Here is an 18,298-nt window from a genome sequence, read left to right on the forward strand (position 1 = left end):
GCCATTATCCAGTATTGGATGGAATTCGTCTTTGAAAACATCTTTTCATTTTCATACATGGCGGTGACCGGTTCGGTCATGATGGTTTTGTGCGCTAGATCAGTGGTTGGCGCTTAGAACGGGACCTTGCTAACTAGATTGTTTACTTCTATTCTATGACTGGCAGCCAAATATTAACGGTAGTTCCTTTCCCTAATTCACTCTCGAAATGCAGCCCAAACGGATCTCCAAAATGCAGCTTAATTCTTTGATTCACATTTTGCACACCAATACCACTCCCATGCTTAGATATGCGTGTTTTTCGGTATATGTCATCGATCTCCTCTGAAGACATTCCAATTCCATTATCAATGATCTGAAGAAGAATACGGTTCCCCTTACGTATCCCAGTTATTTGAACACTACCAACACCCGCATTATTTTTTATTCCGTGGTAAATCGCATTTTCTACTAGAGGCTGCAAAACAATTTTGATCACCTTGTAGGAAAGGATGCTCTTATCAACATTGATTTCAAAATCCAATTTAGTTTTATAGCGCATTTTTTGGATCGTTAAATAGCTTTTAATATGCTCGATTTCGTTGAAAATAGAAGTAAATTCTTGTCCTTTACTAATGCTTAAACGGAATAACTTGGCTAAGGAAGCTGTCATAAGGACGACTTCCTTCGACTTTTTAAGCTCTGCCATCCATATAATCGAATCCAAGGTATTGTATAGGAAATGCGGGTTTATCTGAGCTTGCAGAGCCTGCAACTCACTCTTTCTTTTTAATTCCTGTTCTTTCATATTTTGCAGCATCAGTTCTTTGATCTCTGTCGTCATTCGATTAAATCGATTACTTAAATGCCCGATTTCATTGGAGCTTTGAATATCAACCTGAATGTCGAAATTGCCCTTCTCTACCTCTTTCATCGAACTTTCAAGATGTTTAATGGGTCTTGAAATACGTAAGGATAGAATGAAAGAGAGTAACACTGCGATAATAAGAAATGCTATACCTCCAAAAAAAGTATACGTTTGCAGCTCATTCTTATTGGAGACTAACTCGTCCACATAAGTGACCCCGACAATTTTCCATCCGGTGCTTTGCGATGTTTTAATTGTGTACATCCGGCTATTTTTACCTTCTGAAGTCACAAAGTTACTGCCAGGAGTATGCATAACCTCAGAGATCAATTCAATTTTCTGATTGTTGTTAATCATTTGCTGCTCTGGGTGATAAACAATGTTTCCGTTTGCATCCACAATGAAAACATATCCCCGATTCCCAAGTTTAATCTTGTTGCAAATATCGCTGATGACACTATAGTTCAAGTCTACAAGCAGAACGCCAAGCTTTTCATCCCCGACATCACTTCTGAGCTCACGGCTTAAGGATATCACTGAATTATAGTCGTTAAGAATCATATTTTGTACATGTGAAGAAGAGATAACGACTTTCCCCTTTGCTTCAATGGCCTTCTTATACCAGCTTTGTTCCGCCAAATCCACTTGTGGATTTAGTTTAATCTTCTCATTGTAAGGAATAATTTTTCCGTTCGTACCAAATATAAGGACAGACGATATATCCTTTCTTGTATTCAACACGGTATTCAGCTGGAACGATATTTTCTGCTTCAAGTCTTCCTTACCGATTTCACCAAGGTACACCTGCTTTAAGAGGTACTCTTTGATATCGTAATTGGAAAGAACCATTTGAGATATATTTTCCATATAATTGATGTAGCTATCTATATTGGAGCTCACCTGTCCCATGAGCTGATAGGTATAGTCGCGTGAATTATTTTTTACTGCAACTGTTGAAAGATGATAAGACATCCATGCAATAACAGTAATCGTAACCACAATTAAGCATGAAAAAGCAACTGCAATGGTTGACTGAATACTTTTGAAATGAAAAAAGCGAATGAATCGTTGCCTTGCCATATTTACGCCCCTTTACATCATTCTGCGATATTCAGTCGGAGTCATACCCATCGCTTTTTTGAAAATTAAGTTAAAATAATGCGGGTCCGTATACCCTACACGATCTGCGATTTCGTAAGTCTTTAAATCCGTACATTTAAGTAGTTCCTTCGACTTTTCCACGCGAATCCGAGTAAGATAACTTATGAAGGTTTCTCCCGTGTGATTTTTAAAAATAAGGCTAAAATAACTTGTACTTAGAACAAGATATTTACAAACCGCATCCATGGATATTTTCGTATCCGCATAATTCTCTTTTATATATTCTTCCGCTTTCATAGCTTGCATCTTACAAAAGTTGTTTCTTGTTTCAAGGATGATATTCGTAGTACGTGAGCAATAACTTTTTAACCAAACTTCCACTTCATCAAGTGTTTTTAAGCCATAAATGACGGTCAGTGGGCTGAGAGCAGCGCTGTTATGTAGCGCTTCACGAATATCAAGCTCTTCCAAAGCATCCATAATCGAGACGATTATTTGCTGTATGTGAATATAACAGCGATCCATTGGCAGATAGGATTCCTTCAGATTTTTAATGATATTCTCGACGATCACTTCAATCTCATGCTGTGTTCCAGACTTCAAGCCAAGGACGAGCTTTCTTTCCCAGAGTTTATCGTAGGGAATGCTCTCATCCAATTCCCCTTCAATATCGCTGATATGAATGATCCGATTCTTTCCCAGAAAAAAACGATATTCAAGAGCAGTCGAAGCCCTTTTATGAGAAAGATGAATTTTATTTAGAGAAGTGCATATATCTCCTACACCAATGGACACCGTAAACCTCAGATACTCTTTTACCGATAAGTTGATCTCTTCTAGAATTCGCAATGCCTCTTCACGCAGCGTTTCCACATTCTCGCCATAGAGAATTACGATTGTTTTTTCACTATTGTTTTGGAACACGATTCCGTTCTTCTCTCTCGCAATAATTTCTAAACTGATATTACATACTGCAAAATAAAGCAGCTCACTCTCACTTTCAGGATAAAACCTTTGCAATTCTCCATGATCATCTACATCAATCACAGCCACAACATAGTGACTTCTCGATAACGATAAATCAATATCTAAATAAGCAAGCTTATCCTCAAGCTTGCCTCCGCGTATATTCCCTGTAACCAGCTGGTTCAAGAAGCGCTCTCTTACTAGAGGCAAACTTTCTCTAAGCTGTTGCTTTAGCTTACTTAAATCCTCCACTTTGCGATTCTCATCATCTAAATCTGCTTTTACTTTGGAGAGAATTTCATGTAATTCATCAGCTGTATTCGGCTTTAGGATATAATCGTGTACCTTCAACTTTAAAGCTTCCTGAGCGTATTCAAATTCATCATAACCCGTAAGAATAATTATTTTGGTGTGAGGATAATGTTCAAAAAGATAGCGTGATACTTCTAAACCATCCATAAAAGGCATGTTGATATCTGTTAAAACCACATCGGGTTGAAGCTGTTCCATGGCCTGGATCACCTCACGGCCATTTTCAAAGACGCCAACCACCCCAAATCCCAATTCATCCCAGTTGAGACTTTCCCGAATTCCCTCTCTTACGTTGTCTTCATCATCCGCAATTACAATCTTATACATAGAGTCCTCCACTATTACCAGCCTTTGTAGCTATCTACATTATCTTGAGTGATCAGGTCAACAGGAATTTTGATTAATGACTCTACCTTTTCACCTTTAAGAACTTTAAAACCTACATCCATTGCCAATTTAATCATTTCAAATGGATACTGCGCTGAGCTTGCGGCAAAGCTTTTCTTTTCTTTTAGCGCATTAACGGCATCTGGCGCTCCGTCTACACCAACGATAAACATTTCATTGTCGCGACCTGCTTGTTCTGAAGCAATTTTGGCACCAACGCCAGAAGGATCATTCGTTGCAAATACAGCATCAATTTTTCCTTTTCTATTAGCTTGAAGAATGGTCTCCATCGTTGTAATCGATGTTTCACGGTTGCCATACCCATTTTGTTTAGCAACTACTCTTATTCCCGGAGCAGCTTTAATTGCTTCTTCAAATCCAGCGATACGATCCGTTACAGCAGATACAGATGGACCATCAATGACAGCAACATTTCCTTTACCATTCAATCGCTTAACGATGTATTCCCCAGCTAATTTTCCGGCAATAAAATTATCTGATGTTATAACCGTGTTCACACCTCCATCTGCGCCTACGTCAACTGCAATGACGGGGATGCCCGCCATTTTAGCTTGACTAACAGCACCAGCTATACCTTTGGAATCTACAGCATTTAGAAGAATCACACTTACTTTTTTTATAATAAAATCCTCAATTTGCGCAGTTTGCTTAGCCAAATCACCTTCTGCACTTACTGTGATTACGTCAGCACCATGCAGCATAGCACCTGCAGTAGCGCCTTTGGACATCGCTACAAAGAATGGATTATTTAAATTTTGCAAAGTAAATCCTATCACTACTTCTTTCTCTTTTTTTGTCGGTTCAACTCTTTCTGTTGCCAAAGGCACAACCGTTAATTCAGATGTTTTTGAAGGCTCGGTTATTTTACTTGAAGAACATGCGGTAAGTGCAACCAAAGCAAATGCAGCAAATACAAATGATAATGCTTTTATGCTTTTCATTTAAACTATCCCCTAATACTTTATGATTGTTCCTCATTTTTACATGTATAGAAACAAGAATTAGCGGCCGTTATGATCCAAGATCTAATTAACAGCCGCTGATGCATTTCTATGATTTTTATGATTGGCTGATAGGTGCAAGTTTACTTGCATATATGGATTCCAGTGTATAAAAGGTTAATGATTTTACACTTATACTGCCTTCTTTAGCATAAAGCTTCAGTTCCTTACGGGATGAGCTCGGAAAAACCAGATCGGTCATGACGAGCTTGCCGTCGTACGAAAACACTTCAACAGAGGACCAATCGACAAAAATAGTTAGTTTGATCGTTCCGTCCATTGGCTTCAGCGGAGCGTTGTGCTTGCAGGCGAAGTCATCATGAAAATTCACAGTTCCTGACTTCGTACGATCGATAAACAGATTCTGTTCACTAGTCGCATAGCCGATTATCGTTTCTTCATTGTCGGCAGTACTAAGCCTTAATCCGAACTCGGTAGCATCCCCTATTTCAAGTTCAACTATAATTTCAAGCAACTCACCTTGAGGCATAGCGAAAATATTTTCCTCTTGTTCATATTCGGAGCTTACAATAAACGATTCCCATCTCTCTTCATCCCGTCTTTGAGAACTTAATTCCCGAACGGGACGCTGCATGACTCGGATGCCTTCCGTTTCAGTAGAAAGCGAGAGCTCTCTAGGCAACGTCATGGCTCCTCTCCATGCGGATGTTGGTATCTTATTCGCGTATTTCCAGTTATTCATCCAGCCTATCAAAACCCGTCTTCCATCCTCTTCCGGAAAATCCGACCAAGTAACTCCTGCGTAATTGTCTCTGCCATAGTCAAGCCAAAGTGTAGGTGCGGGAGACTCTTCAGGTATAAACGTATGGCCATCAAAATCGCCGATGAAATATTGCGTCCTCGACCCTTCCTTATTGTCGGGATGATCCCCAATACTCACAATCAGTACCCACTTCGTGGCGAACGCATCCCCATCAACAGGCAGGGCAAATAAATCAGGACACTCCCAAACACCTGCATGCGAGCCATGACCCGCGCCAAATTCGCTGACATACGTCCAGTCCTTCAAATTAGGGGACGTATAGATTCGGACATGATCACCTGCAGCGATGATCATCACCCACTTTTGCTGAGGAGCATGCCAAAATACTTTGGGATCCCGGAAATCCGTCAATCGTTCCTCAATCAACACGGGATTGTTCGCATATAGAGTCCAGGTTCTGCCTTTATCTTTGCTGAAAGCAATACTCTGCGTCTGTCTCGTAATATCTGTCTCAAGAGCTTTATCGTGCTGAGTGAAAATAGCCACAAGCCCTGATTCTCCTGCGAAGAAGCCGCTCGTATCCTGCTTATCCACTACAGCGCTTCCTGAAAAAATAGTGCCGTTCCCATCCGGCGCGAGTGCAATCGGAAGATGCTCCCAGTGAACCAGATCCTTACTAACAGCGTGTCCCCAATGCATAGGTCCCCATACCGTACTCTCGGGGTGGTATTGATAGAAAAGGTGATACTCTTCTTCATAAAATACCAGGCCGTTAGGGTCATTCAACCACATCTCCGCCGGCGTGAAATGAAGCTGCGGACGGAATTGTTCTTGGTAGTCAGCTGTTGTCATTATCCTTCGTCACCTTTCGTATCTCTTCTATGCTGGGCATGGCCGGAATGGCCCCTCTGCGGGTCGTTGCTAATGCCCCAGCTGCATTGGCGAACCTGATCATACTGCGGAGTTCATTTTCACCCAGTACGTCGAACGTCATCTTCATTTCTATCCAAGTATTCAGAAATCCGCCGAAAAAGGCATCCCCTGCGCCTGTCGAATCGATCGCATTCACTTCAAATCCCGCCACGATTCCAGTTGTATAACCGAATCGATAGAAGGCTCCTTTTTCCGCTAAGGTTATCAAAATCAGAGAAGGGCCGAAAGAATCGCAGATCATTCGAGAGCCTTCTTCGAGATCATTTACCCCTGTTAGAAACAGGAGTTCCTCTTCTGATAATTTGACAATATCAGCTCTTGCTAATCCATATTCAATCTGCTTTCTGGCGTACCCCAAATCTGTCCAGAGAGCGATTCTCAAATTAGGATCGAAGGAAATGATGCAGCCCTTATCTTTTGCGAAAAGGAGTGCCTTCTTTGTCGCGGAAGCTGCTGGTTCATTTGTCAACGATAAAGAACCAAAATGGAATAGCTTAGACTGTTCAATCAATTCGAGAAGTACTTCATTTTCGCCCAGCATGGTATCCGCGCCTGGATTACGGTAGAAGCTGAAAGAACGGTCTCCTCGGGAATCCAAATGAACAAAAGCCAAGGTGGTATTCGTATCTGTGGACGTTACAACTCCACGCGTATCGATGCCGCACTGCTGCAGCGTTTCAATTAAATATTGTCCATGTTGATCTAATCCGACTTTACTGATTAAAGCTGTCTGCTTCCCCCATTTGGCTAGGGCAGCCAGCACATTGGCCGGCGCCCCGCCCGGATTACGCTCGAATAACGCGTAATCAAGCTCCGATTTCCCAGCTGGTGTAAAGTCGATCAAGACTTCACCTAATGCAACTACATCATACATCGTTCTCTCCTACCTCCACTATGTGAAAAATTCTCTTTAATCTGAAACTATAAAAGCCGGTTTCATCTCCCAAATCTTGATGGATCTAATGCGTAATTCGCCATTTGCATGAAGATGCAAACCAAGTGCATCCATTCTTGAAGGATAGGTTCGAGTGGTTAAACTCTTCAAACCGTTAGCGTAAGCTTCAATTAACGATCTATCTACATAAACACGGAGCTGTAAGTCTTCCCCTTGAAGTTCAAGGCTTCCCTCTTGGATGCCTCTGATTCGTTCATCAGGATCCCTCGTCGACTTCTCTCGGTTTACACCGAGTTGCTCCCGGTCCTGATCGTAATAAAGCACGGTTTCTTCTTCTCCGTCCGGTGTTCGCCTCACAGAAAGACCGTACCGACTGGCAGCCCCCCTGCTGAAGGCAAGCTGGATTTCGAGTGCATCGCCTTGAATGTGATACAAGCGCTCGTTGACTTCTTCCAGATCTGCATCCTCTAAATCCAGAAGCTGTCTGCCTCGCAGCTGTTGAATCTCCTCAATAGGTTCAATGCCCAGTTGTCCATCTTCCCGCAAGCTTAAGGCGATTGGCATGCCTGCACCGTGTGACCATCCGCAATCATAATCGATTTGCGGCGTACGTTCGCCTTGGGCAATCGTAAATAGCAGTGATCTGCCCGTTACAGGATCGACCATCCCGCTTGGACCTGTAAAATGAAAATCTCCCACATCGATGAGCCGTGGCTCTTCATGATCGGGAATGAACCGAAAATTGGCTCTGTCCCAAGTCCCTATCCAATAATTGACTTCGACTTTAGCATCTTTGCCCCATGGGCTAATCAGCAATATATGCTTTCCCGTATCATCTCCGTTATGTTTCAACGGCAGTAAAACAGGCAGCTCCCAAACGACACCTAAAAACGGATATCGCTCATAATTGCTTATGATTAGAGGCCCTTTGCAGGTCCACTCCGTCATATTCGAAGAAACATACACCATTGCCGTACCGCCTTGACTGCTAACACCAGTACCCACCAGCATGATCCATACATCCCCCTCCTTCCACACGAAAGGATCGCGGAATTCTCCTAAATATAGGGTGTCAGGCTCCTGTACGACAATTGGATGGGGATGCTTCACCCATTGCTTCAAGTCGAGATCTCCATCCTGCGGATACGTAGTGCGGGCTAAACCAACCGATTGATTCGGAGTCAAGCTATGGTTTCCCGCTGTATAGAATAAAGCTGGAAATCCGGACTCATCGTACGCTGCGCTTCCCGACCAAATGCCATCTGGATCTATCCCTGGTTCAGGAGTTAGAGCAGCCGGCAAATCGCGCCAATGAACCAAGTCTTCGCTCACCCAATGTCCCCAATGAATATAATGCCAGAAAGGACCATTCGGATTGAATTGATAAAACAAATGATATTGACCGTTAAAATAAATCGGCGCATGCGGTTCATTCATCCAGTGCCCTGGAGAGGTTAGATGATACTGCGGACGATGACGGTCCCGGGCAAAATAAGCTCTTGGAATGGCCAAATCTTCATACGGAATGGTTGGGATATCACCGTCATGTGCCTCTAAGTAATGTCGATAGGAGCTCGCGATGTCTTCCTCAGACATTGCTGCATGATACACACACAGCTCATCCATTAACCCGTCAAACATATTCATCGTGAATGCTTCTGCTAAAATGACTCCCTTATTGTTGCGTCCTATCAGCAAATCTTCATTGCTGGGCGTAATGGAAATATGAATTTGCGAGTGCTCTCTTACAGCTACCTCGCTGCCGTTGAGATACAGTTTGAGCTGTCCCGACTTCGCTTCGTAGGTAGCAGCAACGAAGGACCACTCCCCTTTCGGAAGTGGATGCCCACTCGCCCAGACATCGACCCACTGATCGCCCAGCGCGAGCTGGAGCGACCAGGAACCGTGGCGGGATAAGCCTAAAATGTAACCTTCGCAGCGTTCTCTGTCATGCTGATTGACGATCGCAGCAAGGCGCTCTTCATCACCGAAATCATAGCTGCGAGGCGCTATCCATGCTGTAATCGTTAATTCCTCGGATAAACTGGGGCTTAAGGAAGCGGATCTTTCTAACCAAGTTGAATAACCATCGAATAAGAGCGCACTGCCAGAGACGCCTTTGCGCCATATCGGATCTTGCGACTGCTGGTAACGGCCTTTCAGCAGCGCAAACCGAATCTGATCGCAAGAGCCCGAGGCCAGATCTTTGGCTATTCTGCCCTGCCCTTCGTCAAAGGGCCAATAGGCAATAGGTTCCATCTTTTGATTCCTCCTGTTGTTCTAACTTCTTATTTTTTTGCAGCTTTGTTATAACGATCGAGACCGTCCTGGTAGATTTTCATCAGGTCGTCAAGTCCCATTTTCTTCAAAGTGGACAGGTAAGCATCCCAATCTTTTTCTACTCCACCGTCCATCAACCATTTCGTACGTTTTTGATCTACGAATTTTTGCAGATCCGGTTTGATTTTAGCGATTTTATCAAGCTCTTCCGGAGTGAAGAAGATGAGCGGATAATTCTCTTTTTCCATTTGCGGAACAAAGAATTTTTTAATGCGATCCATTCTTTCTTGAGCCCGAGGCTCAGGAGCTACAATGGTTTTGAAGTCCTCTGCCGTAACTACACCAGATTGGTTCGGTGCTACTTTTTGGCGGAATTCACCAGCAGATTCACCCTGAGGCAATTCTTTTTGAACCAGTTTACCGTCTTTTTCTTCAAAGGCCACACCAATTGGACCCCAATGCATTTGTGCTGTGATTTTAGGTTCAAACTGATAGTCCAGCCATCTTGCGATGATTTCAGGATTTTTAGCCGCTTTGGTGATCACTTCAGAAGCACGAGCCCATTGAGATCCGTTATTATATTTAACCACCATATTTTTGAATGGAGGTATGAGCACATAATCTTTAACGCGGTCTTTGCCTACAATTTCAGTTTCTTCCCACCAGAGATAAGAGCCCAACGTTACGTCTTTCGTTTTGCCTTTTGCGAAATAAGGAGTCGGGTTGTTATTGTAAGTAAAGGATTCTTTGTCGATAAGTCCCTCTTCAACCCATTTATGGAAATAAGCTACAGCTTCTTTATATTTCGGGTCAACGGCCGAGAAGCTCACCTTGCCATTTTTTACATTCAAATGTTCGGCGTAAGTATTATCGGCTGGCTGGTATGTTTTATCAGGCACACCAAATGCTCCAAATAAATAACCGATATCCCCGGTCCAGAACGTGTTCATGAAGGACATAGGAACTTCATCGGCTTTGCCGTTTCCGTTCGGATCCTTTGTTTTAAACGCTGCTAACACATCATGTAGTTCATCAATCGTTGTAGGAATTTGCATGTTCAATTTATCCAACCATGCTTTGTTAAGGAACATGAAATCAGGGTTGGATCCGATGCCTTCTTGTCCGAAACCTAATTCTTCACCGGATGGCAATGCATAGATATGTCCATCAGGAGATGTGACGAACGCTTTCAATGCCGGGTTTTTCTCGAACAATTTTTTCAAATTCGGCATATATTTATTAATCAGATCATCGAGCGGAATAATGGTGCCATCCTTGCTGTAGTTCACAATATCCGTATCTGTGAAATCTGCCCCATAGAACAGCTCAGGCAAATTACCGGTCGACATAAGAAGGTTTTTCTTCTGCTGGTAATCAGCTTTTGGGATGTTTGACCACTCAACTTTGACGTTAGTCGTTTGTTCAAGACGTTTGAAGATTTCCATTTCTCCATAAGCAGGAGCCAGTTCCGCACTTTGAGCGACAGCTTTGATCGTTACTTTGTCTTTAACAATCGGTAAACCGCTCTCATTCAGGTTGCTGTTTGCAGGCGCACTGCTAGCACCGGCGGAAGGAGATGGACTTGCTTCGTTTTTAGCGGTACATCCACCGAGCACCAGGGACAAGCTTAGTACCGAAGTTGTAATCATGAATAAATTTCTTTTCATTTGTTAACCTCCCTTTTATTTGCAATGATTGAAAAGTATAAAACATGGAATCATACCCGGACTTAGAAGAAGCACCACCTCCTTCAATGCGATCATTGCTAATCGATTAACCTTTGACGGAACCAACCATGACACCCTTGACAAAATAACGCTGCAAAAACGGATACAGGATGAGGAGGGGAGCAGCGGCAATGATAATGACACCGTATTTGATCAATTCGGCAATTCTTTCTTTCGCGACCAGTGTATCAATGTTCGATACCAAGTCACCGGTCGGTTGGCTTTGGATGAGAATATTCCGCAAAACAAGCTGTAATGGGAATAAATTTTTGTTATCCAAATAAATTAATGCATCAAAGAATCCATTCCATTGCCGTACCACTGCAAAAAGCAAGAGAACTGCAAGGATCGGTTTCGAAAGAGGGAGCACAATGCTCCAAAAGAATCTCATATTCGTACATCCGTCAATGGAAGCAGCCTCCCTCAACTCATCAGGGATCGTAGCTTCAAAGAACGTTCTCGCGATAAGAATACCGAAAGCATCGACAGCAGAAGGGAGGATAACCGACCAAACCGTATTGACCATGCCCAATTGCTTCACCATCAAGTATGTAGGGATAAGTCCTCCCGAAAAGAACAAAGTGAAGACAAAAAACAGCATCAACATTTTTTTTCCATAGAAATCTTTCCTAGATAAAGGGTAGGCTGCAGCGACTGTAATCGAGACACTGATGATGGCGCCCAACCCGGCATACATAATGGAATTGCGATATCCAAGCCAAATTTGAACGTCTCCTAATATCCGTATATATCCTTCAAACGTAATTCCTTGTGGGATAAACCAGACGTCTCCTGCATATATCCTGTTAGGATCGCTAAAAGACGCAATAAGCACGAAATAAAGTGGATACAAGATAAGAATTGCGAATCCAGTCAAGATCGTTAGATTTAATAGATCGAACCAAATATCTGCATTGCTTTTGCCGGATTTAAGTTTAATCATCGAATTCCCCTCCTTTCTTATCTACTAAAATAAGCCGTTGCCTTTTAATTTTTTAACAATTTGGTTTACAGTAATAAGCAAAGTAAAATTAATGACAGCATTAAATAAACCGATTGCTGCAGAATAGCTATATTCAGCCCTTAGCAAACCTACTCTATAAACGTAGGTAGCAATAATCTCAGACGAATCCAAATTCAGATCGTTCTGCATCAGGAAGGCCTTTTCGAAACCGACGTTCATCAGGTTGCCTATGGCTAATGTAAACAAGACCAAAATCGTCGGCGCAATCCCAGGAATATCAATATGCCGGATCCTCTGCCATTTATTCGCTCCATCCATAACCGCCGCTTCATGCAGATGGGGGTCGATACCGGCTAAAGCTGCCAAGTAAATAACAGATGCGAACCCTGTTTCCTGCCAAACTCCAGATAATACATACAGCGTTTTAAACCACCCTGCTTGGGATATAAAAAAGATGGGCTCGCCGCCAAAAAGTTGAATAATATGATTGACAATGCCGCTTGTAGGAGATAAGAAAACGTTGAGCATGCCGACCAGAACTATGGTTGAAATAAAGTAAGGAGCATAAATGACCGTTTGGATGAACCGTTTAAAACGCTCATTGGCCAATTGGTTTAGCAATAGAGCGATGAAAATGGCAACCGGGAATCCAACGACTAAAGAATACAGGCTTAAACCGACAGTATTTTTTACAATGGTCCAGAAATTATAAGAATGGAAGAATCGTTCGAAGTGTTCAAATCCAACCCAAGGGCTACCCCAAAACCCCTTAGCTGCTACATACTTCTTAAATGCGATCTGAACCCCGTACATCGGCCAGTACTTAAAGATGCTAAAATAAATGACAGCGGGCAATATTAATAAATAAAGTTCATAATTCCTTCTGATTTGCTTTAGAAAATTTGTCTTTTGTCTCACCTGCAAATATGCTGCCTCTTTTCGTATCGAGGTATTCACCATGCTTCCCCCTTAACGTATTCGTTTACGTAAACGTTTTTCTGAGTTTCAAAAAAATGGTTCGTACTTCACTGCTAGCACGAACCCCTCATGACAAGTGTGGTAGGTAAACGATATTCTTTGTAATTTGTGTCAGTCTTTTCTATCCTATTGATCATAATTTCAGCTGCTTTTTCTCCGATCTCAAAGGATGGCTGTCTGATTACTGTTAATGGCGGCGTAGTTAATTGCGTCCAATCGTAGTCATCAAACCCAATGACGGCAAGCTCATCCGGTATTTTCATTTGCCGCTCTTGCAAATATCTCATTACCCCCATTGTCAATACATTATTGGCAACAAACAAGGCTGAGATTGAATGCTCTGAAAGCAACGATTTGGCACTTTCGTATCCGCTTTCAAAGTTGGATTCAGATACTTTTATTAACGAAGAATCGAACGGAATCCCATTATCCTGCAAAGCTTTTTTGTAACCTTCTAAACGCTCATTGCTTGTCGAAATGCCAAGCCCTCCTGTTATTAGACCTATTCTTCGGTGACCTTTTTCAATAAAAGTATGAACAGCTTCATACGAGCCGCCATATCCGTCAGCAAGTACATAATCTCCGCTAAAACCACTAGGTTTTCGATCAATAAAAACGATAGGATAATCAGACGCTACGATGTCATTCAGATAACTAACATCTTCAGCAATGGAAGCAATAATCAGACCATCAATCAATTTTGAATTAAATAATTTGATCTGCTCTTTCTCGTCTTCAATTTCTTCCGTCGTATTGTTGCTTAATAGCAAATGGTACCCATGTCGTTTCAACGTGCTTTGGATTCCCTGAGCCACCATCATAAAGAAGAAATTGGAGGTGTCAGAAGGAAGAACGGGAACAATCAGTCCAATGGTATTAGATTTTTGACTGCGTAAACTCCGTGCTGCTGAATTCGGACGATAATCAAGCTCCTTCATAACATGAAAAACTTTGATCTTCGTTTCTTCTGAAACAAAGCGGGTATTATTAATAACATGAGAAACCGTAGCTATAGAGACACCCGCTTTTTCAGCTACTTGTTTGATTCCCGATCGCATATTGTCGATCCTCTCTTCTCAAGTAAAACGTTTACGTAACCGTTTTCTTGAATTATACGATCACACATAATATTCTGTCAATTATTTTCTTACTGTTATTTTGGAAAAAAAAAAAAAGCAAACCGCTTCAACAGTCTGCTCCATTTTAATTCTCTCGACATTGATCGTTTCATCGGTCAACCGCCTGATTATTTTATGACATAAGACAAATCATAACGCGCGAACAAATCCGACATCGCTCTTTTTGCTTCCTCAGCGTCCGGCCCGATCACATAGAGCTCATACTGTTGCTGGTCGGCCAAGGTGACGAACACGCTAAGAATGCTTTTGGCATCCACCGCGACAGTGCCGAACTTTAATACACATGAGGATTTGAACTGATTCGCCGTTTTCGATATCTCCCAGCCGATTTGCGTCGTTCTTTGCAATTGGGTTCCCTCCTCAAGCACCTGTCAAATTTATACGGTCAGTTCACCGGCTTTTTTTCTTGCCCCCAGCAGTTTTTGCAGAAGAATAAACAGGAACAGCAGCATGCCAATCGCAATTTTCGTCCACCATGAGCTTAACGTGCCCTCGAACATAATCAGCGTCTGAATGATGCCCTGGATCAGCACGCCCACCAAGGTGCCGGCTACATACCCGGTACCTCCCGTCAATAGCGTGCCTCCGATCACAACGGCAGCAATCGTATCCAATTCCGTTCCTAATGCGTGCAAGCCGTATCCGGAGAGCATGTAGAACGTAAACACCACACCGGCTAAGGAGGAACAAAAACCGCTTAAGGTATATACGAGAATTTTGGTCCGCTTGACCGGCAGTCCCATTAGGATGGAAGATTGCTCATTCCCGCCCAAGGCATAAATATTGCGACCAAGCTTCGTATAATGCGCCAAGAAAATTCCTGCCGCAACCACACATAATGCGATGATCACGCTGATCGATATATAGGATTTGCCAAATACGTATACTTTGGTTTGAGAAACCGCTTTGTACCATTCATTATCGATCGTTATGCTTTCGATGCTGATGACATAGCACAAGCCCCTCGCTAAGAACATCCCTGCTAGCGTTACGATAAAGGGCTGCAGGTTGAAATGATGAATCAGACTGCCCATGCCCCAACCTATCAAGCTGCCGAGCGCTAGCACGAGAGGGATGACGAGGAGCGGCGCCCAATGATGATTTTGAACCAGACTCGCCGAAATCATTGTTGTCAAGGCAATCACGGAGCCGACGGACAGGTCAATGCCTCCCGATAGAATGACGAAGGTCATTCCGATCGCCGCGATCAGCAAGAAAGAATTGTCAATCAGCAAGTTAAAAAAGACTTGCAGTGAAAAAAATCCGGTATATTCGACAGACCCTGCGGCGAACATGAACATAAATAATCCGATCGTGACAAGAAGCGGCAGGTATCGTTTATCCACACTGCGGAGTCTCATAGGGCAACCTCCTCTTGCTTTACTGCTTTATGATTTTTTTTCCGTTTGGATGCCAGCGTTTTGCGGAAATTGTCCGATTGAATCAGGCATACGACCAGAACGACGATTGCTTTCACGACAAGTGTGATTTCCGGAGGCACCCCGATCGAATAAATCGATGTGGTCAATGTCTGGATAATAAGCGCGCCCAGGATCGTGCCTGTCAAATAAAATCTCCCGCCGTTCAGCGAATTGCCGCCGATAACGACAGCCAGTATCGCATCCAGCTCATACCATAGTCCCGCGTTATTACCGTCCGCACTGGATACATTGGAGCTTAATAGGATGCCGGCAAGTCCGCTTAAGAATGCACAGAGCACGTAAACGATAAAAATAATTCGGCCCGAGTTAATCCCTGCCAGCCTGCTGGCCACCCTATTAGAGCCGACGGATTCGATAAACAAGCCGATCGCCGTCTTCCGGGTTAACACGGAAGCGATCATGAATATCAGGGCAATAATGAAGATCGAGAACGGCAGACCAAGTAAGTAGCCTCCGCCGATAAACGAATAATGCGGCGAGGATATCGTGATGATCTGACCGCTCGTGATCAATTGAGCCACGCCTCTCCCGGCAACCATCAGAATGAGCGTCGCCACGATAGGCTGGATGCCGAGCGTACTGACCAGCAGACCGTTCCAGGCGCCTGCTGCCAGCGAAAGCAGCAGTGCTAAGCCAACAGCGATGAAAAGCGTGCCCATGCTGCTGCCATCCTGCTTGCTGATCAGCAAGCAGGACATCGCTCCCGCGATGGAAACGATCGATCCGACCGAGAGATCGATGCCTTTGGTCGCGATCACGAACGTCATCCCGATCGAGATCAGCACGAGCGGCGCAGCGCGGTTAAGAATATCGATCAGGCTGCCGAACAAGTGCCCGTCCTTCATCGTAATTGCGAAAAAATCTTGATTGTGTATCACGTTGACAATTAACAAGAAAGCCAGCGTTATCAACGGCCAAAGCAATCGATTGTTCATCAGGCTTCCCCTCCTGCGATGGCTTGCATAATATCCTGCTGGCTAACTCCGTCATTGTCGATCTCGGCAATCTTGCGCCGATCGCGGAGAACGGCGATTCTCGTACTCGATCTGACAACCTCCTCCAGCTCGGAAGAAATGAACAGAATCGACATCCCTTTTTCGCAGAGCAGCGCCATCTGCTTCTGAATCTCGCTCTTCGCTCCAACATCAATCCCTCTTGTCGGCTCATCGAGTATGAGCAGCTTCGGATTGGTCAAGAGAGAGCGCCCCAGAATCACCTTCTGCTGATTGCCGCCGCTCAAGTTTTTGATCAAGGTCTCCGGACTCGGTGTCTTGATATTCAAAAGCTTGATATACGTATCCGCAAGCTCGGTCTGCTTCTTTCTCGGCAAATAACGGAACGTTCCGATCGTCGCCTGCATCGCGAGAATGATATTTTCTCTGACGGTCAAATCTTCGATAATCGCCTCCGTCTTCCTATTTTCCGGACAGTAGGCAATTCCCGCATCAATCGCTTGACGCGGAGAATAAAGATTGACAACTTTCCCGTTAATTTTCAATTCTCCTTGATCCGCACGGTCAACGCCACAAAGAATGCGGGCCATTTCTGTCCGCCCCGAACCTAATAAACCCGCTAGACTTAGAATTTCCCCGGGATAGAGATTTAAATCGAATGGCTCGACAGAACCTTTACGCCCCACCTGATGAGCCTGCAAAAAGGCTTCCCTCGGCTGACTGCCTTTATGTGTTGCCCTGACAACCGGCAGTTGTTCCAATTCGCTTATTTCCTTGCCAATCATCCGCGATACCAGATCCATTCGTGTTAGCCGATCGGTCAAATACTCGCCTTCGAACTGGCCGTTGCGTAAAATAGTGATGCGATCTGACATTTCAAACACTTGATCGAGAAAATGCGTGACGAATAATATCGCCAGTCCTTCGGACTTCAGCTTGCGCATCACTTTAAACAGCTCTTGGACTTCATTCGTATCCAGGCTTGACGTCGGTTCATCCAGAATCAACACTTTAGCGGATACGTTTAGCGCTCTGGCAATCGCAACCATTTGTTGAATGGCTACCGAGTAAGAGCCGAGAAGCCTGGATGGGTCAATCTCTATATTCAGCCGTTTCAGCAATTCATGCGAACGGCGGTTCATTTCCTTCCAATCGATAAACCCTCTGCGCATCGGCTCTCGTCCGATGAAAATATTTTCCGATACGGTCAGGTTCGTACAAAGGTTCACTTCTTGATAGACAGTGCTGATGCCAAGCTCCTGCGCCTCCAGCGGACTTTCGGCACGTATCTCCTTATCGTCAAGCCAAATCCGTCCTTCGTCAATGGCATGCACGCCGGTCAACACCTTGATTAAAGTTGACTTGCCCGCGCCATTTTGTCCCATTAACGCGTGAATTTCGCCTTGAAACAGGCGAAAACTGACATCGCTCAGCGCTTTAACGCCGGGAAAATGCTTATGGATATGCTCCATGAGTAATCGAGGTTTTTTCTCTGTCACCTTCTTCGGCCTCCTATCCTGTGTAACAATAAAAACCAGGCAAATTATCAGCAAGCTGCGCATGAACGGAGTTAAAGCTCAGATGTACAGCTTGCGGGAGTTTGCCTGGCAGTTAGCGCTTTCTTTTTA

At 43.8% G+C, this 18,298-nt stretch carries 14 protein-coding genes; all 14 read right to left on the bottom strand.

Translation table 11 applies throughout. The annotated features are described in order from the left end of the window. Positions 1 to 148: 148 nt before the first annotated feature. On the bottom strand, positions 149 to 1,927 hold the full coding sequence (locus tag ASG93_RS06280) for a sensor histidine kinase (RefSeq protein ID WP_056829986.1): 1,779 nt from the start codon (positions 1,925 to 1,927) through the stop codon (positions 149 to 151). A 12-nt stretch (positions 1,928 to 1,939) separates the two neighbouring features. Beyond that, the gene (locus ASG93_RS06285; RefSeq protein WP_056829988.1) at positions 1,940 to 3,553 is read right to left on the bottom strand and encodes a response regulator; all 1,614 of its coding nucleotides are present in this window, start codon (positions 3,551 to 3,553) and stop codon (positions 1,940 to 1,942) included. A 14-nt stretch (positions 3,554 to 3,567) separates the two neighbouring features. Further along, positions 3,568 to 4,575, bottom strand: a complete 1,008-nt coding sequence (locus ASG93_RS06290) for a substrate-binding domain-containing protein (RefSeq protein ID WP_056829990.1) — start codon at positions 4,573 to 4,575, stop codon at positions 3,568 to 3,570. A 118-nt stretch (positions 4,576 to 4,693) separates the two neighbouring features. Beyond that, positions 4,694 to 6,211, bottom strand: a complete 1,518-nt coding sequence (locus tag ASG93_RS06295; RefSeq protein WP_056829992.1) for a glycoside hydrolase family 32 protein — start codon at positions 6,209 to 6,211, stop codon at positions 4,694 to 4,696. Then, positions 6,198 to 7,166 carry a carbohydrate kinase family protein gene (locus ASG93_RS06300; RefSeq protein WP_056829993.1) on the bottom strand — a complete coding sequence of 323 codons (969 nt, stop codon included), beginning with the start codon at positions 7,164 to 7,166 and terminating at the stop codon, positions 6,198 to 6,200. The genes ASG93_RS06295 and ASG93_RS06300 overlap by 14 nt, the downstream gene beginning before the upstream one ends. A gap of 36 nt (positions 7,167 to 7,202) precedes the next feature. Continuing rightward, the gene (locus tag ASG93_RS06305) at positions 7,203 to 9,446 is read right to left on the bottom strand and encodes a GH32 C-terminal domain-containing protein (RefSeq protein ID WP_056829995.1); all 2,244 of its coding nucleotides are present in this window, start codon (positions 9,444 to 9,446) and stop codon (positions 7,203 to 7,205) included. Between the two features lie 29 nt (positions 9,447 to 9,475). Continuing rightward, a complete protein-coding gene (locus ASG93_RS06310) occupies positions 9,476 to 11,134 on the bottom strand; it encodes an extracellular solute-binding protein (protein WP_056829998.1) in 1,659 nt (552 codons plus the stop codon). Positions 11,135 to 11,240: 106 nt separating this feature from the next. Beyond that, positions 11,241 to 12,137 carry a carbohydrate ABC transporter permease gene (locus tag ASG93_RS06315; protein ID WP_056830000.1) on the bottom strand — a complete coding sequence of 299 codons (897 nt, stop codon included), beginning with the start codon at positions 12,135 to 12,137 and terminating at the stop codon, positions 11,241 to 11,243. A gap of 24 nt (positions 12,138 to 12,161) precedes the next feature. After that, positions 12,162 to 13,118: an ABC transporter permease gene (locus ASG93_RS06320; protein WP_056830001.1), complete on the bottom strand. Its 957-nt coding sequence runs from the start codon at positions 13,116 to 13,118 to the stop codon at positions 12,162 to 12,164. A 71-nt stretch (positions 13,119 to 13,189) separates the two neighbouring features. Then, positions 13,190 to 14,194, bottom strand: a complete 1,005-nt coding sequence (locus tag ASG93_RS06325; RefSeq protein WP_056830004.1) for a LacI family DNA-binding transcriptional regulator — start codon at positions 14,192 to 14,194, stop codon at positions 13,190 to 13,192. Positions 14,195 to 14,382: 188 nt separating this feature from the next. After that, positions 14,383 to 14,622 (bottom strand): HPr family phosphocarrier protein, encoded by a 240-nt coding sequence (locus tag ASG93_RS06330; RefSeq protein WP_056830006.1) that lies wholly within the window; start codon positions 14,620 to 14,622, stop codon positions 14,383 to 14,385. Between the two features lie 30 nt (positions 14,623 to 14,652). Next, complete coding sequence (gene yjfF, locus ASG93_RS06335) at positions 14,653 to 15,636, bottom strand: galactofuranose ABC transporter, permease protein YjfF (protein ID WP_056830008.1); 984 nt, start codon at positions 15,634 to 15,636, stop codon at positions 14,653 to 14,655. Then, positions 15,633 to 16,652, bottom strand: coding sequence for an ABC transporter permease (locus tag ASG93_RS06340; RefSeq protein WP_056830010.1), 1,020 nt, complete (start codon positions 16,650 to 16,652; stop codon positions 15,633 to 15,635). Before ASG93_RS06340 ends, yjfF begins: the two co-directional genes overlap by 4 nt. Next, positions 16,652 to 18,169 (bottom strand): sugar ABC transporter ATP-binding protein, encoded by a 1,518-nt coding sequence (locus tag ASG93_RS06345; RefSeq protein ID WP_321166672.1) that lies wholly within the window; start codon positions 18,167 to 18,169, stop codon positions 16,652 to 16,654. The genes ASG93_RS06340 and ASG93_RS06345 overlap by 1 nt, the downstream gene beginning before the upstream one ends. Between the last annotated feature and the right edge of the window lie 129 nt (positions 18,170 to 18,298).

The organism is Paenibacillus sp. Soil787 (assembly GCF_001429545.1).
Lineage (GTDB): Bacteria > Bacillota > Bacilli > Paenibacillales > NBRC-103111 > Paenibacillus_E.

Bases quoted from the DNA above. Each gene is read 5' to 3' on its own strand.
- ASG93_RS06280 (WP_056829986.1), bottom strand. From the start codon at position 1,927: ATGGCAAGGCAACGATTCATTCGCTTTTTTCATTTCAAAAGTATTCAG.
- ASG93_RS06285 (WP_056829988.1), bottom strand. From the start codon at position 3,553: ATGTATAAGATTGTAATTGCGGATGATGAAGACAACGTAAGAGAGGGA.
- ASG93_RS06290 (WP_056829990.1), bottom strand. From the start codon at position 4,575: ATGAAAAGCATAAAAGCATTATCATTTGTATTTGCTGCATTTGCTTTG.
- ASG93_RS06295 (WP_056829992.1), bottom strand. From the start codon at position 6,211: ATGACAACAGCTGACTACCAAGAACAATTCCGTCCGCAGCTTCATTTC.
- ASG93_RS06300 (WP_056829993.1), bottom strand. From the start codon at position 7,166: ATGTATGATGTAGTTGCATTAGGTGAAGTCTTGATCGACTTTACACCA.
- ASG93_RS06305 (WP_056829995.1), bottom strand. From the start codon at position 9,446: ATGGAACCTATTGCCTATTGGCCCTTTGACGAAGGGCAGGGCAGAATA.
- ASG93_RS06310 (WP_056829998.1), bottom strand. From the start codon at position 11,134: ATGAAAAGAAATTTATTCATGATTACAACTTCGGTACTAAGCTTGTCC.
- ASG93_RS06315 (WP_056830000.1), bottom strand. From the start codon at position 12,137: ATGATTAAACTTAAATCCGGCAAAAGCAATGCAGATATTTGGTTCGAT.
- ASG93_RS06320 (WP_056830001.1), bottom strand. From the start codon at position 13,118: ATGGTGAATACCTCGATACGAAAAGAGGCAGCATATTTGCAGGTGAGA.
- ASG93_RS06325 (WP_056830004.1), bottom strand. From the start codon at position 14,194: ATGCGATCGGGAATCAAACAAGTAGCTGAAAAAGCGGGTGTCTCTATA.
- yjfF (WP_056830008.1), bottom strand. From the start codon at position 15,636: ATGAGACTCCGCAGTGTGGATAAACGATACCTGCCGCTTCTTGTCACG.
- ASG93_RS06340 (WP_056830010.1), bottom strand. From the start codon at position 16,652: ATGAACAATCGATTGCTTTGGCCGTTGATAACGCTGGCTTTCTTGTTA.